A 25,443-nucleotide genomic window follows, 5' to 3' on the forward strand; every position below is an offset into this window, starting at 1 on the left:
GAAAAGGCGTAAGACCAGAATGACAAAAGCCATGAAGATCGCCATCGTCGACGACGAGAAGGACATGCGCCAGTCGATCAGCCAGTGGCTGGCGCTGTCGGGCTATGATACCGAGGCCTTTGCCAGCGCCGAGGAGGCGCTTGGCGCGCTCGGCACCGATTACCCCGGCATCGTGATCTCGGATATAAAGATGCCCGGCATGGACGGCATCCAGTTTCTCAAGAAGCTGATGGGCAATGACAGCGCGCTGCCGGTCATCATGATCACCGGCCATGGAGACGTGCCGATGGCGGTCGAGGCGATGCGCATCGGGGCGTTCGATTTCCTCGAGAAGCCCTTCAACCCCGATCGCATGTCGGAGCTGGCCAAGAAGGCCACCAACGCGCGCCGCCTGACCCTCGACAACCGCGCGCTGCGCCGCGAGCTCTCGGATGGCGGCCAGTTGATGAGCAAGCTCATCGGCCAGAGCCCGGCGATGGAGCGGCTGCGCGAGGATGTGTTGGATTTGGGCCAGGCCGACGGCCACGTGCTGATCGAGGGCGAGACCGGCACCGGCAAGACCCTGATCGCCCACGCGCTGCACGCGGTGGGCTCGCGCGCCGGCAAGAAATTCGTGCTGCTGTCCTGCGCGGCGATGGACGAGGATGCGCTAATGCGCCGGCTCTTCGGTCCGATGCAGCCCGACCAGACGCGGCTGCCGGCGATGGAAGAGGCGCGCGGCGGCACGCTGGTGCTCGAGGATGTCGAGTCGCTGTCGGATTCGGCGCAGGCACGCCTGCTTTCGGTGATCAACGATCAGGGCACGCCGCCCGAGACCCGCATCGTCGCGATCTGCAACCTTCAGGACGAGGGCCGCACCTGCGAAAGCGCGCTGCGCCCGGATCTCTACTACCGCCTTGCGGCGCTCAAGATCACCGTGCCGCCGCTGCGCGCGCGCGGCGAAGACATCCTGACGCTTTTCACCCGGCTCTCCGAGGGCTTCGCGGATGAATATGGCTGCGATGCCCCCAAGGTTTCGGCGCAGGAGGCGGCGCAGCTGCTGCAGGCGCCCTGGCCCGGCAACGTGCGCCAGCTCATAAACCTCGCCGAGCGCGCGGTGCTGCAATCGCGGCGCGGGCAGGGCACCATCGCCTCGCTGCTGATGAACGATCACGAGGACATGCAGCCGGTGATGACCACGGAGGGCAAGCCGCTGAAGGAATATGTCGAGGCGTTCGAGCGCATGCTGATCGACAACACCATGCGCCGCCACAAGGGCTCTATCTCGGCGGTGATGGACGAACTCTGCCTGCCGCGCCGGACGCTGAACGAGAAGATGGCCAAGTATGGCCTGCAGCGCGCCGACTATCTCTGAGCCGCGCCGGGCCGTTCTGGCCTAGTGGGTTTTCGACATCGGCAGCCGCGCCTTTCGTGGCGCGGCTTCCAGATCCTCGCGCGGCGTGGCGATGGCGCCGATCGCATAGAGCGCGAGGCCGACTGACAGGCCAAGATAGAGCGGCCAGCACAGGTATTTCAGCGGCAGAAGGCCCGCACCGGGCAGCAGCGGTCCGAGATCGACACCGAGCGCGTAGAGCGCGCCGGCCCCGGCCGGGCCTGCATCGCCCGGGAGCGGCGCTCCGGGCAGCGTCGGCAGCGTCGCCAACATCAGCACCGCGGCCACGGCCGAGATCGCGAGGGCCACGAGCGACAGCCCGCGCAGCGCCCGCGGCATCCGCCCCGAACAGGCGGCCACCCAGCCGAGGCTCGCGACGGCGAGCACCGAGAGCAGGCTGGTGCTGTCCTTGAAGAGGTCGAGTGCCATTCCGTCGATCTGATCCATCCGCATCCCCCGCAATCGATGGTTCTCAAAGAGCTTTTCGAGGGGAGTGTAGACCAAGACGCGAGAGCTGCGAAGCTCGGACAACCGTGTCGCGTATAGCCGGCGACATTGCTGCACAGAGACAGGCCCGGAATTCGCCTCGGGCGGGTGTCCCCCTTTGGGGAAATGCACAATTCGATCATTTTTCGAGAGCGATTTCACCGCGCTGGCGGTGAAATGGCGGAGAGACAGGGATTCGAACCCTGGGACCCCGTGAAGGGTCAACGGTTTTCGAGACCGCCCCGTTCGACCACTCCGGCACCTCTCCGCGGGGGTCGTGGAGGGCCGTTTAACGAGATGCGCGGTGGGGTGCAACAGGGAAATTTGCGGAACCGGGCAGAAGTTGTCGAAGTTGGTCCGACAACCCTTGCGGCCTTGGAAAACCCCGCGTCCGAGCCTAGTCTCGGCCCGACCCGAATACGTGCCGCGACCCGAACACCGGAGAATCCTCGTCATGGCCCTGCGCTTCGTCGCCTGCCTGCTGACCGCCAGCTTCGCCTGGCCCGCGACCGCCGATCCGGCGCGCCCTGCGGATGCGCTGCTCGACCGGCTTGGCCTGCCCGAGATCGTGCAGATCATGCGCGAGGAAGGCATGGGCTACGGCTCCGAGATGGCGCGCGACCTGATCCCGGGCGGCGCTACGCCGGGCTGGCAGGCATCGGTGGCGCGGATCTACGACACCGACGCGATGGAAGAGGTGGTCCGGGCCGAGTTCCAGGAGAGCTTCGGTGAGACCAATGCGACGCCGCTGCTGAAGTTTTTTGGCAGCGAGACCGGCGAGCGGGTGGTCGAGGTCGAGCTCTCGGCACGGCGCGCAATGATCGATGACGGGGTCGAATCCGCCGCCCGCGATGTGTTTCGCGGGCTCGACGGCTCTTCCGACGAGCGGCTCGGGCTGGTGACGGATTTCGTCCAGGCCAATGATCTGGTCGAGGCCAACGTCACCGGGGCGCTGAATGCCAGCTACCAGTTCTATGCCGGGCTGGTCGATGGCGGGGCGCTCGAGATGACCGAGCGCGAGATCCTCGACGAGGTCTGGTCGCAGGAGCCGGAAACCCGCGCCGACAGCCGCGAATGGCTCTACGCCTACCTGCTGATGGCATACGGGCCGCTGTCGGACGACGATCTCGAGGCCTATGTCGAGCTGTCGTCGAGCCCCGAGGGCAAGGCGATGAACCGGGCGCTCTTCGCAGGCTTCAACGCGATGTACGACAACATCTCCTACGCCCTCGGCCTTGCGGCGGCCAAGCAGATGCAGGGCCAGGATCTCTGAGGCTTTTCTCCCGCGCGGGTTGACAAAGCGACGGGATCCTCGCATAAGCGCGGCTCGGATCGGGGCTGTTGTGGCCCCGGTTTCGATTCTTATATCAATGACAGCCCCAAGAGGGCGCGCTGTTCGAGGTGGATCTTAAGATCCGGTAAAGACCCGTAGGGCACCATAGGACGCGGGAAACGAAGGAAGATGCAGATGTTCGCGGTGATGAAAACCGGCGGCAAGCAATACAAGGTTCAGGCGGGCGACGTGCTCCGCGTGGAAAAGCTGGCCGCAGACGCGGGTGAAACCGTGCAGTTCAACGATATCCTAATGCTGGGCGGCGACAGCGTCACCGTCGGCGCGCCGCTGGTGGCTGGTGCCGCCGTGCAGGCCGAGGTTGTCGACCAGGTCAAGGGTGACAAGGTCATCCACTTCGTCAAGCGTCGCCGCAAGCACAGCTCGCAGCGCACCAAGGGTCACCGTCAGAAGCTGACCCTCGTCCGCGTGACCGAGATCCTCGCTTCGGGCGCAGACGCATCGGGCGTCAAGGCCGCCGTTGGCGCGGGCTCCGTGGCCGCTCCGGCCGCCGCTGCAGCACCGAAGAAGGCCGCCAAGGCCGAGGCTGCCGCTCCGGCCGCTGCCGCAGGCGACGACCTGACCGCAATCACCGGTGTCGGCCCCGCCGCCGCCAAGAAGCTCAACGAGGCCGGCATCACGACCTTCGCCGAGCTCGCCGCAGTGAACCCCGAGACCTTCGAGGCCACCAAGGTGAAGCCCGAGTGGGTCGAGCAGGCCAAGACCCTCGCCTGAGAACAAGGAGACTAACCCATGGCACATAAAAAAGCAGGCGGTTCGTCCCGTAACGGCCGCGACTCCGCTGGCCGCCGTCTTGGCGTCAAACTCTACGGCGGTCAGGATGCGACCCCGGGCAACATCATCATCCGTCAGCGCGGCACCAAGTTCTGGCCGGGCAACGGTGTCGGCATGGGCAAGGATCACACGATCTTTGCAACCGAAGCCGGCTCGGTGACGTTCCACAAAGGCCTCAAGGGCCGCACCTTCGTATCCGTCCTGCCGGTGGCCGAGGCTGCCGAGTAAGCCGACCCTAGGGATGTGAAAATCAGGGGGATCGGCGAAAGCCGGTCCCCTTCGGCGTTTCTTGAGGAGGGGGCGCCGATCCACCGGAACGTGCATTGAGGAGTATGCACATGAGTCTGGACCAACTGAAAATGCCGACGCGGCCCAAGCCAGTCGTTCTGCAACCGGAAATCCCGTCGGAGCGCTTCGTCCTGCGTCCGCTGCGGCGGTCGGATGCCGGGCTGATCTCGCTCTATTCTTCGGATGAGCGCGTCGCCCGCATGACCACCTCGATCCCGCACCCGCTGCCGCCCGGCGCCACCGAGGCGTTTATCGCGCGTGGCACCGCCGAGGATCGGGCCGAGGATATCTGGGTGATGGATGCCTCCGCACAGGATGGGCCGGAAGTCATGGGCGTGATCTCGCTCGAGCGGCTCGAAGGCAACCAGAGCGAAATCGGCTACTGGGTGGCGCCGCAATACTGGAACACCGGCCATGCCTCCGAGGCGCTGCGCACGCTGATCGATGCCAACCCGTTTGGCTCCGCGACGCTGTTTGCAAGCGTCTTTCAGGACAACCCGGCCTCGGCGCGGGTGCTGACCAATTGCGGCTTCGATTATATCGGGGATGCCGAGGCGTTCTCGGTGGCGCGCAATGCCAAGGTCCCGACCTGGACCTATTTGCGCCGGATGGCGTGAGCGCGGCTTTCGGGCCTGCCGGAGGGCAGGCCTGAACGCTGTGCGAGGCGGATGGCGCTGGAGCGCGCCGGATCCGCGTCAGAAGGGCGGCGGCCAGAGGGATCGGGCCGGGGCAGGGTGGTGGTGCCGCCCTCAGGTCAGCTTGTCGATCCACTCCGCAAAGGCCTGCATGAAGCTCTTCAGGAAGTCCTTCGTGCTTTCGTTTGTCAGTCGGCCCTCTTCATCGAACAGCGCGGCGATGTTGCCGATATAGGCTTCGGGCTGCTGCATCGGCGCTGCGTTGAGGAAGACGAGGCTCTGGCGCAGGTGGTGGTTGGCGCCGAAGCCGCCGATACCGCCCGGCGAGCCGGTCACGATGGCGGAGGGCTTGCCGTCCCAGACGCTCTCGCCCATCGGGCGCGAGCCTACGTCGAGCGCGTTCTTCAGATTGGCCGGCACCGAGCGGTTGTATTCCGGCGTCACGAAGAGGATGGCATCGCTGCGACCGACGCAGCGGCGAAAGCTTTGCCAGGCCTCGGGCGGGGTGCCCTCGTCGAGATCGGGATTGTAGAGCGGCAGATCGCCGGTGCGCACGAAGCTGAACTCCAGCCCCTCGGGGGCGAGTTCGGTGAGGGTGCAGGCGAGCTTGCGGTTGTAGGAGCCCTCGCGGAGGGATCCGACGATGACTGTAACGTGCTTGGACATGTTGGTCTCCAGTGTTCGGTGACCAAAAGGTAAGCGCTTCGAGCGGCTTACTTTAGAGGCCCAAACGCACCGCGGCTGTTCATGGATTGACGGAACGTCAGGCCGTTTCGTGCATTCATGCCGCGAAGCAGCCTGCGGTCAGCGCCCGGTCTGCGCCCGGCATCAGGCCCGGCGCAGCGCCAGAACCGCGTTGAGCCCGCCGAAGGCGAAGGCGTTCGACAGCACCACCGAGACATCCGTCTCGCGCGCCTCGTTGGGCACCACGTCGAGGGCGCATTCCGGGTCGGGCTCCTCGTAGCCGATGGTCGGTGCAATGATGCCGTCGCGCAGGGCCATGATGCAGGCGAGCAGCTCGATGGCCCCGGTGCCGCCGATGCAATGGCCGTGCATTGCCTTGGTTGAGGAGATCAGCACGCGGTCCGCCTGGCCGCCAAGCGCATCCGCCACGGCGGCGCATTCGGTCTTGTCATTGGCGGCGGTCCCGGTGCCGTGGGCATTGATGTAGCCGACCTCGGAGGCGTCGATGCCGCCGTCGCGCAGCGCGCCGGTGATCGCCCGGGCCGCGCCCTGCTTCGAGGGCATGACGATGTCGGAGGCGTCGGAGGTCATGGCGAAGCCCACCACCTCGGCGAGGATCTCGGCGCCACGGGCACGGGCGTGCTCGTATTCCTCGAACACGTAGACCCCGGCGCCTTCGCCTTGAACCATGCCGTTGCGGTTGGCCGAAAACGGACGGCAGGCATCGCGCGACATCACCCGCAGCCCTTCCCAGGCCTTCACCCCGCCAAAGCAGAGCATGCTCTCGGAGCCGCCGGTGAGCATCACCGAGCAGGTGCCGCCGCGCACCATGTGATAGGCCAGCCCCATGGCGTGGTTCGACGAGGCGCAGGCTGTGGCGACGGTGAAGGTCGGGCCGCGCAGGTTCATTTCCATGCTGACATGGGAGGCGGCGGCGTTGTTCATCAGCTTCGGCACCACGAAGGGGTGAACCCGGTTCTTGCCCTCCTCGTAGACCGAGCGGTAATTCTCGTCCTGCGTGGTCAGACCGCCGCCGGAGGTTCCGAGCACCACGCCCGAGCAATCCGCCAGCGCGCCAGTGAAATCGAGCCCCGATTGCGCCACCGCCTGCCGCGCGGCAAGCAGCGCGAACTGGGTGAAGCGGTCATAGAGCGCCATCTGCTGACGGTTGAAGGAGCTCTCGGGCTCGTAGCCCTTGATCTGGCCACCGATGCGGATGGCCAGCCGTTCGACATCGCGGAATTCGAGCTCGGAGATGCCGCAGCGGCCTTCGCGCATCGCCTCGAGCGTTTCCGGCACGTCACGCCCGAGGGCGTTGATCGTGCCGGCACCGGTGATGACAACGCGTTTCACTTTTCCTGCTCGGCGATCAGCGCTTCGATGCCGCCGACGATGCTGGCGACCGACGAGATGTCGAAATCGCTGGCCTCGGGCTCGTTGGCGTTGAACGGGACGGAGATGTCGAACTCTTCCTCGATGGCGAAGATGCTCTCGACGAGACCGAGGCTGTCGATGCCCAGATCCTCGAGCGTGCTCTCCATCGTGACGTCGGAGGGTTCCAACACGGCCTGTTCCGCGATGATCGCGATGACCCGGTCCTTAACACTCATCGGCGGCGCTCCCTTTTCGTCGCAGAGTCAGGGGTCGTCTACTCATTCCCCGTCAGCTTGGAAACCGCTTTCTTAAGCTCCGCGACATCACGGAACAGACGGGGAAGACGGCGCATGCCCTTGTAGCTCTCGACGTGCTGATCCATCTTGATCGCCGGGTATCCGAGCATGGCGCGACCGGCCGGCACATTGGCCAGAACCTTGGCGCCGGCACCGATCACCACGTTGTCGCCGACGAAGACATTGTCGACGAGGCCGCTCTGGCCCGCCATCACCACATTGTTGCCGATCTTGGCCGAGCCCGCCACGCCGGCAAGGCCGCAGAGCAGGCAATTCTCGCCCACGATGGTGTTGTGGCCGACCTGCACGAGGTTGTCGATCTTGGTGCCGGCGCCGATCATCGTGTCGCGCACCGTGCCGCGGTCGATACACGCATTGGCGCCGACCTCGACATCGTCGGCGATGGTGACACCGCCCAGCGAGTGGATGCGGGCCCAGGCCTGCGCCTCGCCGCCGGCATCCTTGCCGAGGCTCTCTCGCACCTTCTCGACGCCCGAGGGCTCGGGGGTCACGTAGGAGAATCCGTCGCCGCCGATCACCGCGTTGGGCTGGGCGATGAAGCGCGCCCCGATGGTGCAGCGCGCGCCGATCTTGGCGCCCGCATGGATCAGCGCCCCCTCGCCGATGGTGGTGTTCCAGCCGATATTGACCTGCGGCCCGATCACCGAGCCTGCGCCGATGCTGACACCGGCCCCGATCACCGTGAACGGCCCGACCGACACGCCTTCGCCGAGCCGCGCCGACGGATCGATCACCGCCATCGGGTGGATGCCGTCATGATAGCCCTGACCGGGATCCATCATCGCCGAGACGACCGACAGCGAGTGCCGCGGACGCTTGGGCAGGATCACCGCGCTCAGCCCCATCGCCTGCCAGTCGGCGCCCTCCCAGAGCAGGGCGGCGCGCGCCTTGCCCTCTGAGAGCTGCTCGGCGTATTCCGGCTTCATTGCCAGTGCAAGCTGATCTTCGCCGGCCATCGCGGGCTCGGCTACGCCGCTGACGCGGATGTCGGTCTCGCCAAGCGCGTCGAGCCCGAGCGCTGCGGCGATTTCGGAAATGCTGTAGGTCGGCATCGGATCCTCCGGAATGTCTCCCGCAGGATTTAACTCTCCACGCCGCCCAGTGCCACCCCTGCTGCCGCGAGGGCGTCCCAGATCTTGGCGTCGCGCCCGTAGACATCGGCGCGGTAGTTCACCTTGCCCTTCGCCTGGGTGAAGGCCGTGCGGTAGATCAGGTGCACCGGCACCGGCTGCTCGAGATTGACGCGGGTTTCCGAACCCGTCCGCAGGCGCGCGTTAAAGAAGCCCTCCGGGTCATCGGTCTGCAGCGCCAGCAGCGCGTAGGCGAAATCCTTCGGGTCGCCGAGCCGGATGCAGCCATGCGAATAGGTCCGCTGATCCCGCGCGAAGAGATGCTTCGAGGGCGTATCGTGCAGGTAGATGTTGTACTTGTTCGGGAACATGAACTTCACCTGGCCGAGCGCGTTCTTCGGGCCCGGCGGCTGGCGCATGGCGAAGGGGAAGCTGGCCGCGGAATATTGCGCGAAGCCATTGCCCCGATTGACCCGGCGCCCGCGGCTGTCGGTGATCTCGAGATGGCTGACCGCTCCCGGGTTGCGGCGCAGCTGCGGCAGGTACTCGTTCACGATGATAGAGCGCGGCACGTACCAGGACGGGTTGATGACCATGAATTCCATCACGTCGGAGAACTCCGGCGTGCGGCGATCGGGATCCTGATGGCCGACGACAGAGCGGGTCTCGAACGAAACCTTGCCGTCATCGACGATCTGGGCGTGAAAATCGACCAGGTTCACCAGAACGTGGCGCTGGCCGAGCCCCTCGGCGAAGTTGATCCAGCGCTCGCGTTCCATCGCGACGAGCACCGATTTCAGGCGCTCGGTCGCGGGCACGTTGAGCGCGGTGAGGGTGGAGGAGCCGGCCACGCCATCGGCTGCCAGCCCGTGATCCTCCTGGAAGGACAGCACCGCCTCGCGCACCGCATCGTCGTAGCGGGCGGAAAGCGTCGGTTTGAGATAGCCCATCTCCACCAGCCGGTCTCGCAGGATGACGACACCGGGGCCGGTGTCGCCCGGATCGAGTTTGCCGACGGTCACCGGCGCGCCCCAGCCACCGCGGGCGATCACCCGCTCGAGCGTCAGCTTCTCGCGCATCAGGCGGGTGTATTCGGGCGATTTCGGAGCGAGTTCACGCAGGACCGCGCGCGGCTCGCCATCGGCCAGCGCCGCGAGCAGCTCCTCGGAGGGGCGGCGTACCGGCGCACGCTTGATGCCGCTGTCGATACGGCGGCCGTCGAGGGCCCCGCCGCTCAGGTCATGGGCGAATTGCAGGTAGGCGCGCGACAGCTCGATCTCGAGCAGGCCGCGATCGCGGTCGCTGCGCACGGCGCGCATCCGGGTCAGCAGGGCGGTGGGATCATAGCGTCCCGCCGGCAGCCCGTGCACGCCGGCGCTCGACAGCGCCTCGATCAGTGCCGCGCGGCGCGCGGTGGCGGCATCGTCGGCCGAGGTCCAGATCGGTTCGAATCCCCGGGCACGGTAGAAGGCGGCCATGCCCTCGTCGCCCGAAAGCGACTCGGCCACCGCCTGCTTGTAGCCGGTGAGCGCCAGCGACTGTGCCTGCGCCATCTGCGGCGCGCTGCCCAATATCCAGGCAGCGGCGGTCCCGGCGAGGAGACCGAGCTTCAGAGCGGAGAAAGTGCGCCTGCGTGAATTTGTCATAGTGATCCCTGAACTCGAACGGCCTGCTACAAAACTAGTGTTGAACGTCAGGAGTCTAACCTGTCCACTCACATTTCCCGAGAGCGTGATAATCGCGCCGCAGCGCGGCAGTGCTGCACCGCTTCTGGAAGTCGGCGCGAAGTGGCCACAAGATGTAGGCGATTTGCGCAGGATCTTGCCGAAATCGCCTCAATGTCTCCCAAACGGCCAAAACCGCCTTCTCAGAATTTTTACTCTGTGGCATATAATCCACGCATCTGGGGATAGATGGCAGGGTCGTCCAACGAGGCGACGCAAACAGGTACAGCGACTTAACGGGACAGGCGCTTTCACATGACAAAAATCACTGCAGGCGGCCTCACACGCCGCGGCCTTCTTGGCGCATTCGGCGCAACACTCATCACAGCAGCTCCGACTTATGCAAACGCGGCAGGGTTCCTCCGCGGCGCCGGCGACATTCGCCGACTGAAAATGTACTCCGGCCGGACCGGCGAAAAGATCGATATGATCTACTGGATCGAGGGCGAGTACATCTCTGAATCCCTCAAGCAGATCAACCACTTCATGCGCGACTGGCGGACCAATGACGTTAAGTCGATCGATCCGCGCACCATCGACATCATGACGGCGGCTCACAATCTTCTCGATAGTGACGAGCCTTACATGCTGATCTCGGGCTATCGCAGCCCCAAGACCAACGCGATGCTGCGCTCGCGCAGCTCGGGCGTCGCGAAAAACTCGCGTCACCTACTCGGCGAGGCGGCCGACCTTCATCTCAAGTCGCGCTCCGTCAACCAGATCGCGCGCGCGGCCGCAGCTTGCAAGGCCGGTGGTGTCGGGCGCTACACCAGCTCGAGCTTCGTTCACATGGATTGCGGGCCGGTGCGCACCTGGGGAAGCTGAGCGCCGACTTTCACCGCGTGTTAAAAGAATAACATGTTGCAAGGCGTCCGGTTCCGGGCGCCTTTGCTTTTTCCGGCGATTTCATGGTTTATTCACGGGCCTGATCCGGGCGCCGCATCGTGCGCCTCGCCAACCGGGCCACAGTGCCTGCCGCAAGGGCATCTGGCGCGGATTGAGGCGGCTCTCTCGTGGCGGTGGCCTCGCTCGGCGCGCGACTCAGCGTTCGAGGATCAGTCTGCCGCCCGAGATTTCCAGCCGGTCGAAGCGTTGCAGGTAGCTCATGCCCAGAAGCGAGCTGCGCATCTCGCCCTCGTTGACGTAGGCCCGCAGGTTGCGGTCGGTGAACGGGCCGAGCGCCACCGTATCCAGCCGCACCGGCGCGGTGCGCACCCGGCCATTGGCGGTGTTGGCTTCGCCATGGAACAGCAGCGCCTCCGGGGCGAGCCCGATGCGCGCGGCGTCGCTGCGCGACAGCACCATGCCGGTGGCGCCGGTGTCGATGACGAAGCGCGTGGGGATGCCGTTGATCTCGAGGGAGACATAGTAATGCCCGTCGGGCGCGCGCGGCAGCTCGACGCGGCCGGCCTCGGTAAACACAGCCTGTTGTGGCATCACCGTCTGGCGAATGTCGCCCCATAGCCCGATCGCGGCCACCGCGCCGAGGAAGATCAGGCCCCAGACCGTCAGGTATTGTAGCTTCCGGCCGAGCCCGGTGCGATCCTTGACGAAGAACCAGAAGATCAGCACCGCCGCGAGCAGGCCGAGATAGGCCAGATGTCCGAGATCGTTTCCTGTCATGCGCTCATCCGTGGGGGCGGTTTCCCTCAATGTAGGCGCTCGGGCGCCGGAATGCAGGATCTATCCGACCGCGCCGACGTTGCGCAGCCCGTCGATGACGAATTGCACCGACAGCGCGGCGAGCAGCATACCGAGAAGCCGGGTGACCACCACGATGCCGGTATGGCCGAGCAGGCGCTCGATGATCGGCGCGGCGAGAAACATCAGCAACACGATCAGCAGCACCGAGATCATCACCCCGATCACCGCCGCCATCTCCAGCGGCGAGCCGGTCTGGCCGGCGAGCAGGATCATCGTGGCGATGGCCCCGGGGCCGGCGATCAGCGGAATGGCGATGGGAAACACCGACGGGTCGGGCAGGGCGTCGTCTTCCTCTGCCTTGTCCTCGCGCCGCTTCGAGCGGCGCTCGAATAGCATGTCGAGGGCAGTGAGAAACAGCAGGATTCCGCCGGCGATGCGGAAGGCGGGCATCGAGATGCCGATGAAGCCGAGCACCTTTTCGCCGAAGAAGGTGAAGAGCATCAGGATGCCCATGGCGATGCCGCAGGAGCGCAGCGCCAGGATGCGCCGGTGCCGGCTGTCCGCACCGGAGGTCAGCGCGATGAAGATCGGGGTCAGCCCGATCGGGTCGATCACCACGAAGAGCGTGGCGAAGGCGGTGATGTAGAAGGCGCTGTCCATGGCTCAGGGGTAGGCTGGCCGACGCGGCCTGTCCAGCACCGTGTTCCGCTGCGCCTCGTGTCGCCGCTCGATGGGGCGCGCGGCGTTCCCCGGGATATTTGCAGCCAGAAGAAGACATGAGCAGCGCGCCCCTTGCTTCTCTTCGTCAAAAATACTCCCGCCGGAGGCAGGCCGGACCCGGCGGCCGGGCGCGGCTTCGGGGGGAGGCAAGGAAGGCTCAGGCCGCTTCCACTGCGCCGCCCGCGCGCTGCCAATGCGCAAGGCCACCGATATTGTGCACGTCCTCGTAGCCGAAGCGTTTCAGCATGCCCTTGGCCATGCCGGAGCGGGCGCCGCTGGCGCAATAGACCGCGATCGGCTTGCCGGAGGCGAGCTCGGGCAAGCATTCGGGGCTGCGCGGATCGCAGCGCATGGCGAAGGCGGCCATCGGCACGTGCAGCGCACCCCGGGCCTTGCCGCTTGCCGCCAGCTCGGCGCCGTCACGGATGTCGATGAGGACGAGCTCACCGGCGGCGGCCCGGGCCACCGCTTCGGCCGCCGTCAATTCGGGGCTGCGAAAGGCTTTGCGGAAGGCGAACATCACGGATCTCCTGCTGTGGATGCCCATGCTATAAGCATTCACAAATGGGAATGTAATACCTGCGTGGTAACGTTCTTGCAATGTTCTGGTTTTGGCATTGGCCAAGCCGGCGCTTTCGCCTATGTAACGGGCAATCCTGTCCGGAGGTCTCATGCCAGAGTTGAAGCAGATCGAGGTTCGCGGTGCGCGCGAGCACAATCTGAAATCCATCGATGTCGACATTCCCCGCGACGAGCTGGTGGTCATCACCGGCCTGTCGGGCTCGGGCAAGTCTTCGCTTGCCTTCGACACCATCTATGCCGAAGGGCAGCGCCGCTATGTCGAGAGCCTCTCGGCCTATGCGCGGCAGTTCCTCGACATGATGGAAAAGCCCGATGTCGACCATATCGCCGGGTTGTCGCCGGCAATCTCCATCGAGCAGAAGACCACGTCGAAGAACCCGCGCTCGACCGTCGGCACGGTGACCGAGATCTACGACTACCTGCGCCTGCTCTTCGCCCGCGTCGGCACGCCCTATTCTCCCGCAACCGGCATGCCCATCGAGGCGCAGCAGGTGCAGGACATGGTCGACCGCGTGATGGCGATGGAGGAGGGCACCCGCGGATACCTTCTGGCGCCGATCATCCGGGACCGCAAGGGCGAGTATCGCAAGGAATTCCTCGAGCTGCGCAAGCAGGGCTTCCAGCGCGTCAAGGTCGACGGCCAGTTCTACGAGCTCGACGAGCCGCCGACGCTCGACAAGAAGTTCCGCCATGACATCGACGTGGTGGTCGACCGCATCGTGGTGCGCGAGGGGCTCGAGACCCGGCTGGCCGACAGTTTCCGCACCGCGCTGGATCTCGCCTCAGGCATCGCCATCCTCGAGACCGCGCCGAAGGAGGGCGAGCCCGAGCGCATCACCTTCTCGGAGAATTTCGCCTGCCCGGTGAGCGGCTTCACCATCCCCGAGATCGAGCCGCGGCTGTTCTCGTTCAACGCGCCCTTCGGGGCCTGCCCGGATTGCGACGGGCTCGGGGTCGAGCTGTTCTTCGATGAGCGGCTGGTGGTGCCGGATGCCACGCTGAAGATCTCCGACGGGGCCATCGCGCCGTGGCGCAAGGGCAAGTCGCCGTATTTCCTTCAGACCATCGAGTCGATCGCCAAGCATTACGAGTTCAACAAGAACGAGCGCTGGAAGGATCTTCCGGCGCATGTGCAGCAGGTCTTCCTGCACGGCTCCGGCGACGAGGAGATCCCGTTCCGCTATGACGAGGGCGGCCGGGTCTACCAGGTCAGCCGCGTCTTCGAGGGGGTGATCCCCAACATGGAGCGGCGCTATCGCGAGACCGACAGCAACTGGATCCGCGAGGAATTCGAGCGCTACCAGAACAACCGACCCTGCGGCAGCTGCGGTGGCTACCGTCTGCGCGAGGAGGCGCTGGCGGTGAAGATCGGCAGCCCCGACAACCTCCTGCATATCGGCCACGTGGTCGAGATGTCGATCAAGGAGGCCTTCGCCTGGATCGAGACGGTGCCGGCGGCGCTCTCGGGCCAGAAGAACGAGATCGCCCGCGCCATCCTCAAGGAGATTCGCGAGCGGCTCGGCTTCCTCAACAATGTCGGCCTCGAATACCTCACCATGAGCCGCGCCGCCGGCACGCTCTCGGGAGGCGAGAGCCAGCGCATCCGGCTTGCGAGCCAGATCGGCAGCGGCCTCACGGGCGTGCTCTACGTGCTCGACGAGCCCTCGATCGGCCTGCACCAGCGCGACAATGACCGCCTTATCGGCACGCTCAAATCGCTCCGCGACCAGGGCAACACGGTGATCGTGGTCGAGCATGACGAGGACATGATCCGCCAGGCCGACTACGTCTTCGACATCGGCCCCGGCGCAGGCGTGCATGGCGGGCAGGTGGTCAGCCACGGTACGCCCGACGCGATCGCCGCGGATGCCGGCAGCCTCACCGGCCAGTATCTTGCCGGCACGCGCGAGATCGCCGTGCCTGCCAAGCGGCGCAAGGGGAACAAGAAGAAGCTCAAGGTGGTCAAGGCCACGGGCAACAACCTCAAGGAGGTCACCGCCGAGTTTCCGCTGGGCAAGTTTGTCTGCGTCACCGGCGTGTCGGGCGGCGGCAAGTCGACCCTGACCATCGAGACGCTCTACAAGAACGCCGCGATGAAGCTCAACGGCGCCCGCGAGACGCCGGCGCCCTGCGAGACCATCAAGGGCTTCGAGCATCTCGACAAGGTGATCGACATCGACCAGCGCCCGATCGGGCGCACGCCGCGCTCCAACCCGGCGACCTATACCGGTGCCTTCACCCCGATCCGCGACTGGTTTGCCGGGCTGCCCGAGGCCAAGGCGCGGGGCTACAAGCCGGGGCGCTTCTCGTTCAACGTCAAGGGTGGGCGCTGCGAGGCCTGCCAGGGCGACGGTGTCATCAAGATCGAGATGCACTTCCTGCCGGACGTCTATGTCGAGTGCGAGACCTGCAAGGGCAAGCGCTACAACCGCGAGACGCTGGAGATCAAGTTCAAGGGCAAGAGCATCGCCGATGTGCTTGATATGACTGTGGAAGAGGCGCAGGAGTTCTTCACGGCGGTGCCCTCGATCCGGGAGAAGATGGATGCGCTGATGCGCGTGGGCCTCGGCTACGTCAAGGTCGGCCAGCAGGCCACGACGCTATCCGGCGGCGAGGCACAGAGGGTGAAGCTGTCGAAGGAACTGGCCAAGCGCTCCACCGGGCGCACGCTCTACATCCTCGACGAGCCGACCACCGGCCTGCATTTCGAGGACGTGCGCAAGCTCCTGGAGGTGCTGCACGAGCTGGTCGAGCAGGGCAACACGGTGGTTGTGATCGAGCACAATCTCGACGTCATCAAGACCGCCGACCACCTGATCGACATCGGCCCCGAGGGCGGCGATGGCGGCGGCGAGATTGTTGCCACCGGGACGCCCGAAGAGGTGGCCGAGGTCGAGCGCTCGCATACCGGGCGCTACCTCAAGCCGATGCTGCGCTCGGGCAAGGTGGCGGCGGAATAGGTCGTCTCTCTCGGGTTCGGGATAGATGCGCCCTCGCAGGGATCTGCGGGGGCGTTTCTTGTTATGGTTGTGTTCGCAACTGGAAACCCTCACGCGCCCTGCGCCCGGTCGCGATGTGGGAAGGCAGAGCCTGCCGGATCGCGCCGTGACCTCGGTCAAGGACGGAGGCCAACACATCCGGTTAGTTTCGCGGTCTGTCTATCGGGCCTTGGGGGAGGAGCCGCGATGCCTGTCTTCAATCACGTCATGCGTATTGGCGCCGCGCTGGCGCTTGCCACAGCTCCCGCGGCAGCGCTGGCCGATCCGGTGCCCTGCGACGATCCCGGCGTTCTGGTCGAGGCGCCGGACGAGGCCGCGCGCACGCTGATCTGCGAGGCCGCCGGGCAGGCGAGAGAGGCGCTGGCGGTCTGCGGGCTGGTGCCGGTCAAGCCCATCGTCATCGCCACCGAGGAGGGGGTGATCCACGGCATGGGCCTTTGCCTCGCGGCCTATGACTGCACGCAGAACCGCATCCGGATCATCGCGCCAGACCTGATGCGCGCGCATTTGCTGCCCGAGGACCCCTATTCATTGCTTCCTGACGAGGTGGTGTTTGGCTCGCTGCTGACCCACGAGATGGCTCATGCGGTGGTCGAACAGACGCGCGGCGTGCGCCCCGTGGCGCTGGTCGATCACGAGTTCATCGCCAACGCCATGGAGCTCTCGGCGATGCCGGAACAGCACCGCCAGACACTTCTCGATCTCTCCGGGATCACGCCGCCGGTCACCGCCGGTTATATCGATCTGCTGATCTACGGGCTGGCGCCGCGGCGGTTCTCGGCGGCGGCCTATTACTTCCTCGAAGCTCAGGGCTGTGACGTCGTGACGGGGATCCTCGAGGGCCGCGTGAGTTTCGTGGGCGAGCGCTGACCCCGGTTTCAAAAGGATCGCGGGCGTGCCGACGACAAAAGCCGCGCCTGTAAAGACGCGGCTTCGGTGCTGTGCGGACAAAGGTTCCGTAGGATCAGTCGGCCAGCGCAGCGATGGCGCCGATCACGTTCAGGACCTTCCGCGTCTCGGGATCGACGCGGTAGACCACGTCATCGTTGCGGTAATAGGTGCCGTTGGGCAGCCCGTAGCGATCCGGGTTGCGCAGGATGATGACGTCTCCGCCAATGCGGTCGCCGGTGCGGTAGCGATAGCGGTGGTCGTCGTCGCGATCGCTGTAGCCCTTGACCTGACCCGGCGGGTTGCAGCCGTTGTGCTTCTTAGCGAGACCCGGCGGGCAGCCCTTCGGAGCCGCGCTGGCGGCGATGGGCATGCTCAGGGCGCCAGCGGACATGGCGGCGAGGACGAGGGTGCGGAACATTGCGTTTCTCCTTGATTGCTCGCGTATATAACGCGAGCCGCGCGCGGATTTGTTCCCCCTCGTCGCAGCGTGAGCGGGCCCCCGCTCACCCGAGCCCGTCACTTTTTCAGCGCGCAGGTGTTCACGCCAATCAGCGAATAGATCGGGCAGGTGCCGAGCAATCCCGTCACCAGCGGGATGATGCCGAGCAGGTAGAGCCAGCTATAGGGGCCGTCGGTGAGGAAGTAGGCGAGCACCAGAAGTGCGCCGACGACGATGCGCAGGATCTTGTCGATCCCTCCGACATTCTTGGCAAACATGGGTCAGGTCCTTTCAGGGTTGCAGTCCTGACCTGTCATCGCGCATCGCGGCGCGGCTGTCTGTGACATGGTCACCAAGCGCGGCCTATTGCGTCCAGTCCGGCGGGCGCTTCTCGAGGAAGGCCGCGATGCCTTCCTCGGTGTCGCGCCAGAGCATGTTTTCGACCATCACCTCGGCGGCATAGGCATAGGCCTCGTCGAGCCCCATCTGGGCCTGCGCGTAGAACGCCTCCTTGCCGATCTTCACCGCCGCGCCAAGCTTGCCGGCTACGGTTGCGGCCAGCTCTGCGGTGGCCTCGGCCAACTGGTCGGCGGGCACCACGCGGTTGATCAGTCCCATGTCGCGGGCCTCATGGGCGTCTGCGAAGCGGCCGGTCGAGAGCATCTCGAAGGCGTGCTTGCGCGGGATGTTGCGGGTGAGGGCCACCATCGGTGTCGAGCAGAACAGCCCGATATTCACCCCGTTCACGCCGAACCGCGTGCCCTTGGCGGCGACCGCGAGATCGCAGGAGGCCACGAGCTGGCAACCCGCGGCGGTGGCGATGCCGTGAACCTGCGCGATCACCGGCTGGGGCAGGCGCTGCAGCCCGGTCATCACCTCGGTGCAGCGCGCGAAGAGATCGGCAAAGTAGGCCTTGCCGCCATCCTCCGCCTGCCGGCCCTGCTGCATCTGCTTGAGATCATGCCCGGCGCAGAACGCCTTGCCCTCGCCCGAGATTACCACCGCCCGGATGCTGCGATCCTCCTGGAGTGCATCGATCTGCGCCTTCAGCGCGGCGAGCATCTCGTCTGAGAGCGCGTTGAGCCGCTCGGGCGCGGTCATGCGCAGATGCGCGACCGCGCCGGTGTCGTGACGTTCCAGCAGAGCCATCTTGTCCTCTCCCTCTGTTTGCGCTGAGGTTAGCCGTGCTGCGAGAGGGAGGACAAGCATGGCGCTGGCAATGACGGTGGAGGAGGTCGAGAGCTACCTCGCGGAGGTGTTTCCGCAGGTCGACGGCATGTTCGGCATTGACCGGCTCGACGAGGATCTGCTGGTGATGCGCCTGCATGTCTCCGACGCCCACCTGCGCCCGGGCGGCACCGTGTCGGGGCCGTCGATGTTCTCGCTCGCCGATGTCGCGGCCTATGTGGCGACGCTGGCGCGGATCGGCCGGCAGGCGCTGACGGTAACGACTCATTGCTCGATCGATTTCATGCGCAAGCCGGAGGCGGGCAAGGACCTGCTCGCCGAGGCGCGGCTGCTGAAGCTCGGGCGGAGCCTGAGCGTGACCGATGTGCTGCTGTTCTCGGAAGGCTCGGACAAGCCGGTGGCGCATGCCTCGCTGACCTATTCGATCCCGCCGGCGCCCGTGGGGTAGGGCGCGGAGGCGTCCCGCAGCAAAAAAGGCGCGAGGAATGCCTCGCGCCCAGGGGAAGAGGTTCCGGCAGGTCCGGGGAATCAGCCCTGCCAGAACATGCGGCGTGCCTCCTTGTAGGCGACGTGCCGTTCCAGGCCGACATCACGCAGCAAATGGTCGTCGAGCTGGCCAAGCGCCTTTCGGGTGCGCTGGCGCTCGGACCACTTGGCCAGCACCACCGCGGTGCGCAGCGCGATTGCCGAGAGCAGCGGCAGCGGGCGCTGCGTGTCGAGATAGGCAATGAGCGGGGCGTGGGCGGTGTTGGTCATGGGATGTCTCCGTAAGTTGTATTGATACAATATCCTTGATTTCCGTGATGTTTTGATACATTGTGCCAATATGGGCGTCGAGAAAAACATTGTGACCGATACAATATCTGGCCTGTTCGATGCGCAGCCGGATGGGCCGAAATACCGCGCACTCTCTGCGGCGCTGCGCCAGGGCATTGCGGGCAAGCAGCTCGGCAGCGGCGCGCAGCTGCCGCCGGTGCGGGATCTGGCATGGCGACTGGGAATGACCCCGGGCACGGTGGCGCGGGCCTATTCCATCCTGACCGACGAGGGGCTCCTGGTGGCCGAGGTGGGGCGCGGCACCTTTGTGGCGGGGCAGGTCGAGACCAAGCCTCCGCTCTACATCACCCGGCCCCGGGCCGAGGAGGCCGACAGTCCGGAGCTCGTCAACTTGTTCACCTCAAGGCTGCCGGACCTCGGGCAAGTGGCTCTGATCAATCAGGGATTTCAGCGCCTGTCACAGCGCCCGGATCGCGCGCTGCTGGAATATCCGACCGCCGCGTCCTTCGCGCCCGCGCGCGAAGCCGTGGTCGGCTGGCTGTCCTCGATCCCACTCGGCACGCTGCATCACGAGGACATCGTGCTGTCGCATGGCGCGCAGAGCGCGATCTCGCTGGTCATGCAGGCGGTGCTCCGGGGGCGGCGCCCGGTGGTGCTGGTCGAAGAGCTGGCCTATCCCGGCTTTCGCCGCGCTGCCGAATTGATGCGGGCCGAGATTGTATCGGTCCCGATGGATGAACACGGCATTGTACCATCCGCTTTGGCCGAGCTTGCCCGCAAGCATGATGCGCAGCTGCTTTGTACCTCTCCCGAACTGCACAATCCCACTGTTATCAAGACCCCGCCGAAGCGCCGCCGCGAGATCGCCGAGGTTGCCCGGCGCAGCGGGTTCGACATTCTCGAGGATGATTGCACCTTCCTCGGCGACGATCACACCGAGACCTACCGCGCGTTGCTCCCCGGCAAGTCGTGGTTCGTGTCGTCGATCTCCAAGACGCTGACCCCGGCGCTGCGCATCGGCTTCGCCATCGCGCCGCAGGAGAAGCGGCTGATGCTGCGGCGGGTGGCCGAGAACGGCTTCTTCGGCCTCGCCAAGCCGCTGGCCGATCTGACCCAGGACCTGCTCGGCCGCGATGAAACCCGCGAGATCGTGCGCTCGGTGCGCCGCCGCAACGCCGTCTATGTGCGCAGCACGGTGAACGCGCTTGGCGGCTTCGATCTAAGTTGGCACGAGGACTCGCCCTTCGTCTGGCTGCGCCTGCCGGCGGGCTGGCGCTCGGCCGCCTTCTGCCTCGCCGCCGAGCAGCAGGGGGTGCAGGTGCGCCCGGCGGAGGATTTCGCCCCGCGCACCGGCTTTGCGCCCCACGCCATCCGCATCGGCATGAACGCCCAGGTGGCGATGGCCGAGTTCGAGGCGGCGCTCGCGCGGCTGCGCCAGCTGCTGGACAATCCGCCGGAGCAGATTCTGGCCTGAATGCGTGGGGTATTATTATACCATAATTTCAAGCTATTGTTTTTGCGTGATTAATTTGGATTTTGCCCGCTTGACTGCGATTTCCGGACGCGTATAACCCCGCAATCGGAATTCGGACCCTCCCGCGGGGTCCACTCAAGACAAGCTCCAAGACAAGCTCAAGGGCAACACGATGAAAACCTTCTCTGCAACTCCGGCAGACATCGAGAAGAAATGGATCGTGATCGACGCGGAAGGCGTCGTTCTCGGCCGTCTCGCATCGATCGTCGCCATGCGCCTTCGTGGCAAGCACAAGGCAACCTTCACGCCGCACATGGATATGGGCGACAATGTCATCGTCATCAACGCCGACAAGGTGCAGATGACCGGCAAGAAGCGTGAAGAGAACTTCTACTGGCACACCGGCCACCCGGGCGGCATCAAGTCGCGCACCAAGGCCCAGATCCTCGAGGGTGCACACCCCGAGCGCGTGGTGTTCCAGGCCGTCAAGCGCATGCTGCCGGGCAACCGCCTGTCGCGCGCGCAGCTGACCAACCTGCGTATCTATGCCGGCGCCGAGCATCCGCACGAGGCGCAGGCGCCCGAAGCGCTCGACGTCAAGTCGATGAACAAGAAGAACACCCGGGTGTAATCATGGCTGAACAGATCAATTCCCTGGAAGAACTGGGCGCCGCAGCCGGTGTGGATGCCGCTCCCGAAATCGAAGAAGCGCCCCGCGAGCCCGTCCGCGACGAGTTCGGCCGCGCCTATGCCACCGGCAAGCGGAAGGACGCGGTCGCCCGTGTCTGGATCAAGCCGGGCTCGGGCAAGGTCTCGGTGAACGGCAAGGAGCTGAACACCTACTTCGCCCGTCCGGTGCTGCAGATGATCCTGCGCCAGCCGTTCTCGGTCGCCGGTGTCGAAGACCAGTTCGACGTCTACGCAACCGTCAAGGGTGGTGGTCTCTCCGGCCAGGCCGGCGCGGTCAAGCACGGCATCTCCAAGGCGCTGCAGCTCTATGATCCGTCGCTGCGTTCGGCCCTGAAGGCCGCAGGCTTCCTGACCCGCGACAGCCGCGTCGTCGAGCGTAAGAAGTTCGGTAAGCGTAAGGCACGCCGCAGCTTCCAGTTCTCGAAGCGCTGATTTCGAGACCTTTCGAAAGCTTGGGAAAAGCCACCTGCAAAGGTGGCTTTTTTCGTGTCTGGATGGGATAGAGGCGCATCTGGCGCAGAGCAGGGAGCGGGGCCGCATGAAGCCGTTGGAATTCAGGGATGCCGGCGATCTGATTGCCTGCGAGGGCCCGGAGGTCGATCCGGGCAAGACCTCGGTGTTCTCGATCTTCCGCGACGAGATGTATTTTGCGCCCGCCTTCTTCGCGCATTACCGCGCCATGGGCGTCGAGCAGTTCTTCATCTTCGATGACAAATCGACCGACGGCACCACCGCCTTCCTCGATGCCCAGCCCGATTGCATCCGCATCACCTCGGATCTGCGCTACGGCGATGAAGTGCTGGTGAACGAGCCGGGCGGCAAGCGCAAGCGCCGCGCCGGGGTCTATTTCAAGGGCGCGATCCCGCAGGTTTTGATGCCGGGGCGGTTCGTCACCTATGTCGATGCCGACGAGTTCCTGATCCTGCCGCCCGGCGTCACCCGGCTCGACGAGATCACGGACCGGCTCGATGCCGAGGGCGCAACGGCGGCTTTCGCGACGCTGGTCGAGTTCTTCCCGCGTGACACCTCCGGCTTCGATACCGTCGACGCGCCGCAGGGCTTCGATGACCTGATCGCCGCATCGCCCTATTTCGACGCCGTGCCGCTGCTGCGCCCGGTGCCGGGCGAGGCCGCGCCGGAATTTCTCGCGCAGAGCAAATCGGTGCGGCTGATGGAGGCGTTCGATCTGCTGCCGAAGGAGCCGCCGCGCAAGCGCGGCTTCTGGGATCGGATCCTGGGGCGCAAGCGGCAGGACAGCAGCTTCCACCAGTCGCCGCGCCACAAGACCCCGATCGTGCGGCACTCGGAGACGACCTTCATGGTCGGCACCCACAACATCAACCATGCTCCGAGCATGACGGTGATGCCGACGATCGCGCATTTCGTCTTCACGCCGCAGTTCGGACGCAAGGTCGCGCGGGCGCTGGAATGGGGCTCGCACGCCAATGGCGCCTCGAAATACCGCTTCTACGCGGCGCTGCTCGAGAGGCTCGGTCAGCAGGAGGACGGCTTCCTCGAGCCGCACTCGGTGCTCTACGAGCGGCCCGAACAGCTCATCGCGTGCGGCCTCATGCGCTGGTGAGCGCGAAGCGCGCGCTCGGCCAGAGTTCGCGGATCTCGGGCAGGCGCGCTTCGGCGGCAAGATAGGCCGGGCGATAGTGCTGCGCGATATCCCGCATCAGCTCTTCCGGAATGCCGCCCGCGCCCTTTGAGCGCGCGTTGACCGCCGAGCCGCCGCGGCTTGGATCGCAGGGCACGGCGGCGAAGTCCGAGAGCGCGGCGATGCCGTTTTCGGTGAAGAGGCTCTCGAACAGGCAGACAAGGCGATCCTCGGGGTCGAAGACCTCATCGAGCGCTTGCAGCGTCTGGTCGTAGCGGCTGCGGGCAGCGGCTTCCCCGGTGGCGTAGAAATCACGCAGCGGAGCGGCATTGGTCTCGTCAGTTGCGAGGCGCTCCTTCGCCATCTCCATGCGCATGTGCGAGCGCAGCCGGTCGACCGGGTCTCGCATCGAGAAGATCGCCTTGGTCCTGATGCCGCGCGCGGCAAAGCCATCGCGGATGCGCGCCAGCATCTCGGGCGGCAGCGCCGCGTAGGAGGGGGTGATGTCGCCGGTGCGCGCAATGCCGGGGCGGTCCAGCAGGGCGGCGAAATAGTCGAAATAAGCGTCGGGATCGCTTTGCAGCCGCCAGCGCAGGTGCTGCGCCGGCTCACTGCCGCCGAAGCTGGTCTTCAGGCGGGCGCGCAGCCGCTCCGCCAGGCCCGGCGCGGGCACTTCGTAGCGCGCGAAGACGCCGCCGAGCCGGTGCTCCCAGACCTGATATTCGCCGAGCCGGCCGAAATCGCTGTCGGGCTGGCGCGCGAGATAGGACTGGATCCAGGTAGAGCCGCATTTCTGGCCGCCGAGGCCGAGGAAGAATGTCTTTTCGGTCATCAGACGCGCCTCTTGGTCTTGGAGCATCGCATGGCGCGGGCCTATTCGTCGGGCGGGATCAGCCCGAGCCCGCGCAGGTAGATGCCGATGCCGCTCTCGAGCAGTGCCTCGGGCGGGAAGGGCGATTGCGTCCCCGGCGAGTTGCGGGCGAAGAGCTCGACCACGCCGTGGGAGAAGGCCCAGACATGGGCCGAGACCATCGAGGGCGGCGGGCGCTTCTTGGGCGGGATGTGTTGCGACAGCTCGGCGGCGGCGCGCTCGGGGATGCCGCGGGCGCGGGCGGAGAGCGCGGCGAGTTCGGGCGAGTGGTTGACCGAGATGCCGCTCTCGAACATCGCGATGTAATGGCCCGGATGCTTGCGCGCGAAGGCGAGATAGGCGCGGCCGGTGGCCTCGAAGGCGGCCAGCGCCGAGGGGCGGCCATCGTCGTAGGCATAGGCCATCAGGTCGGCGAAGATTTCGTAGCCCTGGCGCGCGGCCTCGGCGATCAGGTCTTCGCGGCCGTCGAAATGCCGGTAGACGGCCGCCGGCGTCACCCCGGCGCGCTTGGCGGCCTCCGACAGGGTGAAGCCGGTCGGGCCCTTTTCCTCGATCAACTCGAGCGCCGCGTCGACGAGCGCCTGACGCAGGTTGCCGTGATGGTAGCCGCGCTTGGGCATCAGGCGTTCCAGACCTCCGGGCCGCCGGCGATCTTCGGATCCGGCTCGCCGACCGCGCGGGCGTCCTTCTCGGCATAGTCGAGATGGCTGAGCACGTGGCGAATGGCGGCGAGCCGGGCGCGCTTCTTGTCGTCGGAGCGGATCACCGTCCAGGGCGCCTCGGCGCTGTGGCTGCGCGACAGCGTCTCCTGGATCGCGGCGCTGTAGGCGTCCCAGCGCTTGAGCCCCTCGACATCGATCCAGCTCAGCTTCCACTGTTTGAGCGGATCCTGCTCGCGCTTGAGGAAGCGGCGGAGCTGCTCGGCGCGGCCGACATTGAGCCAGAACTTGAAGACCCGGATGCCTTCCTCGACCAGCATGGATTCGAAATCCGGCACCTGGGCGAAGAAATGCTCGCGCTCGGCCTCGGTGCAGAAGCCGAAGACCTTCTCCACCACCCCGCGATTGTACCAGGAGCGGTCAAAGAAGACGATCTCGCCGCCGGCGGGCAGGTGCTCGATATAGCGCTGGAAGTACCATTGCGTCGCCTCGGTATCGGAGGGCTTGGAAAGCGCTACCTCGCGGGCGCCGCGCGGGTTGAGGTTCTCGCGGAAGCGCTTGATGGTGCCGCCCTTGCCGGCGGCGTCTCGGCCCTCGAAGATGCAGGCGATGCGCTGGCCGGTGGCCTTGGCCCAGCTCTGCATCTTCACCAGCTCGATCTGCAGCGCGTCCATCTCGCGCTGGTAGGCCTTGCCCTTCATCTCTTCCGAGTAGGGATAGGACGGCGACAGGATCTCGTCCTTGTCGGCGCGCTTGAGCGCGTTGCGGATGTCGGCCGGGGCGTCGTCCTTGAAATAGGTGCTGATGGCGCCGTCGAAGGGAGTGCTCAAGGCG

General features: G+C 65.8%; 29 protein-coding genes and 1 tRNA gene. 13 read left to right on the forward strand and 17 right to left on the reverse strand.

Annotation, left to right across the window (positions count from 1 at the left end):
- Positions 1–19 precede the first annotated feature (19 nt).
- Positions 20–1,354, forward strand: coding sequence for a sigma-54-dependent transcriptional regulator (locus KUV62_RS20360; protein WP_222605584.1), 1,335 nt, complete (start codon positions 20–22; stop codon positions 1,352–1,354).
- 21 nt (positions 1,355–1,375) lie between these two features.
- Here the strand turns inward: KUV62_RS20360 and KUV62_RS20365 are convergent, their stop codons facing one another.
- Positions 1,376–1,819: a hypothetical protein gene (locus KUV62_RS20365; protein ID WP_222605585.1), complete on the reverse strand. Its 444-nt coding sequence runs from the start codon at positions 1,817–1,819 to the stop codon at positions 1,376–1,378.
- A 217-nt stretch (positions 1,820–2,036) separates the two neighbouring features.
- Positions 2,037–2,126: transfer RNA gene (locus KUV62_RS20370), tRNA-Ser, on the reverse strand.
- Positions 2,127–2,312: 186 nt separating this feature from the next.
- Between KUV62_RS20370 and KUV62_RS20375 the strand changes: the two genes are divergently transcribed.
- From KUV62_RS20375 to KUV62_RS20390, 4 genes are all read left to right on the forward strand, one after another.
- Positions 2,313–3,131: a DUF2059 domain-containing protein gene (locus KUV62_RS20375; RefSeq protein ID WP_222605586.1), complete on the forward strand. Its 819-nt coding sequence runs from the start codon at positions 2,313–2,315 to the stop codon at positions 3,129–3,131.
- 195 nt (positions 3,132–3,326) lie between these two features.
- Complete coding sequence (locus KUV62_RS20380) at positions 3,327–3,923, forward strand: 50S ribosomal protein L21 (protein WP_222605671.1); 597 nt, start codon at positions 3,327–3,329, stop codon at positions 3,921–3,923.
- An 18-nt stretch (positions 3,924–3,941) separates the two neighbouring features.
- Positions 3,942–4,211: a 50S ribosomal protein L27 gene (rpmA, locus tag KUV62_RS20385; RefSeq protein ID WP_222605587.1), complete on the forward strand. Its 270-nt coding sequence runs from the start codon at positions 3,942–3,944 to the stop codon at positions 4,209–4,211.
- A gap of 110 nt (positions 4,212–4,321) precedes the next feature.
- On the forward strand, positions 4,322–4,888 hold the full coding sequence (locus KUV62_RS20390; RefSeq protein WP_410000882.1) for a GNAT family N-acetyltransferase: 567 nt from the start codon (positions 4,322–4,324) through the stop codon (positions 4,886–4,888).
- A gap of 132 nt (positions 4,889–5,020) precedes the next feature.
- Here the strand turns inward: KUV62_RS20390 and KUV62_RS20395 are convergent, their stop codons facing one another.
- The 5 genes from KUV62_RS20395 to KUV62_RS20415 form a co-directional block, all read right to left on the reverse strand.
- Positions 5,021–5,572, reverse strand: coding sequence for an NADPH-dependent FMN reductase (locus tag KUV62_RS20395; protein ID WP_222605588.1), 552 nt, complete (start codon positions 5,570–5,572; stop codon positions 5,021–5,023).
- A 162-nt stretch (positions 5,573–5,734) separates the two neighbouring features.
- Positions 5,735–6,943: a beta-ketoacyl-[acyl-carrier-protein] synthase family protein gene (locus KUV62_RS20400; RefSeq protein WP_222605589.1), complete on the reverse strand. Its 1,209-nt coding sequence runs from the start codon at positions 6,941–6,943 to the stop codon at positions 5,735–5,737.
- Positions 6,940–7,200: an acyl carrier protein gene (locus tag KUV62_RS20405; protein WP_222605590.1), complete on the reverse strand. Its 261-nt coding sequence runs from the start codon at positions 7,198–7,200 to the stop codon at positions 6,940–6,942. The genes KUV62_RS20400 and KUV62_RS20405 overlap by 4 nt, the downstream gene beginning before the upstream one ends.
- 38 nt (positions 7,201–7,238) lie before the next feature.
- Complete coding sequence (gene lpxD / locus KUV62_RS20410; protein WP_222605591.1) at positions 7,239–8,333, reverse strand: UDP-3-O-(3-hydroxymyristoyl)glucosamine N-acyltransferase; 1,095 nt, start codon at positions 8,331–8,333, stop codon at positions 7,239–7,241.
- Positions 8,334–8,362: 29 nt separating this feature from the next.
- Entirely contained in the window at positions 8,363–9,997 is a 1,635-nt protein-coding gene (locus KUV62_RS20415; RefSeq protein WP_222605592.1) for a murein L,D-transpeptidase, read from the reverse strand.
- 333 nt (positions 9,998–10,330) lie between these two features.
- Here KUV62_RS20415 and KUV62_RS20420 point away from each other — a divergent pair, with 333 nt between their 5' ends.
- Positions 10,331–10,900 (forward strand): YcbK family protein, encoded by a 570-nt coding sequence (locus KUV62_RS20420; RefSeq protein WP_222605593.1) that lies wholly within the window; start codon positions 10,331–10,333, stop codon positions 10,898–10,900.
- A gap of 216 nt (positions 10,901–11,116) precedes the next feature.
- On the opposite strand, the gene KUV62_RS20425 is transcribed toward KUV62_RS20420, so the two are convergent.
- The 3 genes from KUV62_RS20425 to KUV62_RS20435 form a co-directional block, all read right to left on the reverse strand.
- Complete coding sequence (locus tag KUV62_RS20425) at positions 11,117–11,698, reverse strand: TIGR02281 family clan AA aspartic protease (RefSeq protein WP_222605594.1); 582 nt, start codon at positions 11,696–11,698, stop codon at positions 11,117–11,119.
- A 60-nt stretch (positions 11,699–11,758) separates the two neighbouring features.
- Positions 11,759–12,379 (reverse strand): MarC family protein, encoded by a 621-nt coding sequence (locus KUV62_RS20430; RefSeq protein ID WP_222605595.1) that lies wholly within the window; start codon positions 12,377–12,379, stop codon positions 11,759–11,761.
- 217 nt (positions 12,380–12,596) lie between these two features.
- Positions 12,597–12,959, reverse strand: coding sequence for a rhodanese-like domain-containing protein (locus KUV62_RS20435; protein ID WP_222605596.1), 363 nt, complete (start codon positions 12,957–12,959; stop codon positions 12,597–12,599).
- Positions 12,960–13,110: 151 nt separating this feature from the next.
- Here KUV62_RS20435 and uvrA point away from each other — a divergent pair, with 151 nt between their 5' ends.
- Positions 13,111–15,981 (forward strand): excinuclease ABC subunit UvrA, encoded by a 2,871-nt coding sequence (uvrA, locus tag KUV62_RS20440; RefSeq protein WP_222605597.1) that lies wholly within the window; start codon positions 13,111–13,113, stop codon positions 15,979–15,981.
- A 225-nt stretch (positions 15,982–16,206) separates the two neighbouring features.
- Positions 16,207–16,890 (forward strand): hypothetical protein, encoded by a 684-nt coding sequence (locus KUV62_RS20445; RefSeq protein WP_222605598.1) that lies wholly within the window; start codon positions 16,207–16,209, stop codon positions 16,888–16,890.
- Positions 16,891–16,984: 94 nt separating this feature from the next.
- Here KUV62_RS20445 and KUV62_RS20450 read toward each other — a convergent pair whose 3' ends face one another.
- From KUV62_RS20450 to KUV62_RS20460, 3 genes are all read right to left on the reverse strand, one after another.
- The gene (locus KUV62_RS20450; RefSeq protein WP_222605599.1) at positions 16,985–17,329 is read right to left on the reverse strand and encodes an excinuclease ABC subunit A; all 345 of its coding nucleotides are present in this window, start codon (positions 17,327–17,329) and stop codon (positions 16,985–16,987) included.
- A 98-nt stretch (positions 17,330–17,427) separates the two neighbouring features.
- Positions 17,428–17,628 carry a DUF2892 domain-containing protein gene (locus KUV62_RS20455; RefSeq protein WP_222605600.1) on the reverse strand — a complete coding sequence of 67 codons (201 nt, stop codon included), beginning with the start codon at positions 17,626–17,628 and terminating at the stop codon, positions 17,428–17,430.
- An 85-nt stretch (positions 17,629–17,713) separates the two neighbouring features.
- Entirely contained in the window at positions 17,714–18,559 is an 846-nt protein-coding gene (locus KUV62_RS20460; RefSeq protein WP_261395800.1) for an enoyl-CoA hydratase, read from the reverse strand.
- Here KUV62_RS20460 and KUV62_RS20465 point away from each other — a divergent pair.
- A complete protein-coding gene (locus KUV62_RS20465; RefSeq protein ID WP_222605602.1) occupies positions 18,558–18,986 on the forward strand; it encodes a PaaI family thioesterase in 429 nt (142 codons plus the stop codon). The genes KUV62_RS20460 and KUV62_RS20465 overlap by 2 nt on opposite strands.
- A gap of 80 nt (positions 18,987–19,066) precedes the next feature.
- On the opposite strand, the gene KUV62_RS20470 is transcribed toward KUV62_RS20465, so the two are convergent.
- Positions 19,067–19,294 carry a DUF1127 domain-containing protein gene (locus KUV62_RS20470; RefSeq protein WP_222605603.1) on the reverse strand — a complete coding sequence of 76 codons (228 nt, stop codon included), beginning with the start codon at positions 19,292–19,294 and terminating at the stop codon, positions 19,067–19,069.
- Between the two features lie 70 nt (positions 19,295–19,364).
- On the opposite strand from KUV62_RS20470, the gene KUV62_RS20475 reads away from it, so the two are divergent.
- From KUV62_RS20475 to KUV62_RS20490, 4 genes are all read left to right on the forward strand, one after another.
- Entirely contained in the window at positions 19,365–20,789 is a 1,425-nt protein-coding gene (locus KUV62_RS20475; RefSeq protein WP_222605604.1) for a PLP-dependent aminotransferase family protein, read from the forward strand.
- Positions 20,790–20,961: 172 nt separating this feature from the next.
- Positions 20,962–21,420: a 50S ribosomal protein L13 gene (gene rplM, locus KUV62_RS20480; protein WP_007800759.1), complete on the forward strand. Its 459-nt coding sequence runs from the start codon at positions 20,962–20,964 to the stop codon at positions 21,418–21,420.
- A gap of 2 nt (positions 21,421–21,422) precedes the next feature.
- Positions 21,423–21,911 (forward strand): 30S ribosomal protein S9, encoded by a 489-nt coding sequence (rpsI, locus tag KUV62_RS20485; protein ID WP_222605605.1) that lies wholly within the window; start codon positions 21,423–21,425, stop codon positions 21,909–21,911.
- A 106-nt stretch (positions 21,912–22,017) separates the two neighbouring features.
- Entirely contained in the window at positions 22,018–23,061 is a 1,044-nt protein-coding gene (locus KUV62_RS20490; protein WP_222605606.1) for a glycosyltransferase family 2 protein, read from the forward strand.
- Here the strand turns inward: KUV62_RS20490 and KUV62_RS20495 are convergent.
- Genes KUV62_RS20495 through ppk2 form a run of 3 tightly spaced genes read right to left on the reverse strand, consistent with a single transcriptional unit; the run spans position 23,048 to position 25,439 of the window.
- Positions 23,048–23,911: a sulfotransferase family protein gene (locus KUV62_RS20495; RefSeq protein WP_222605607.1), complete on the reverse strand. Its 864-nt coding sequence runs from the start codon at positions 23,909–23,911 to the stop codon at positions 23,048–23,050. The two genes, KUV62_RS20490 and KUV62_RS20495, sit on opposite strands and share 14 nt — an antisense overlap.
- A 41-nt stretch (positions 23,912–23,952) precedes the next feature.
- Positions 23,953–24,570, reverse strand: coding sequence for a TetR/AcrR family transcriptional regulator (locus KUV62_RS20500; protein WP_222605608.1), 618 nt, complete (start codon positions 24,568–24,570; stop codon positions 23,953–23,955).
- Positions 24,570–25,439 (reverse strand): polyphosphate kinase 2, encoded by an 870-nt coding sequence (gene ppk2, locus KUV62_RS20505; RefSeq protein WP_222605609.1) that lies wholly within the window; start codon positions 25,437–25,439, stop codon positions 24,570–24,572. Before ppk2 ends, KUV62_RS20500 begins: the two co-directional genes overlap by 1 nt.
- Positions 25,440–25,443 lie beyond the last annotated feature (4 nt).

This window comes from Salipiger bermudensis (assembly GCF_019801965.1).
GTDB lineage: Bacteria > Pseudomonadota > Alphaproteobacteria > Rhodobacterales > Rhodobacteraceae > Salipiger > Salipiger bermudensis_A.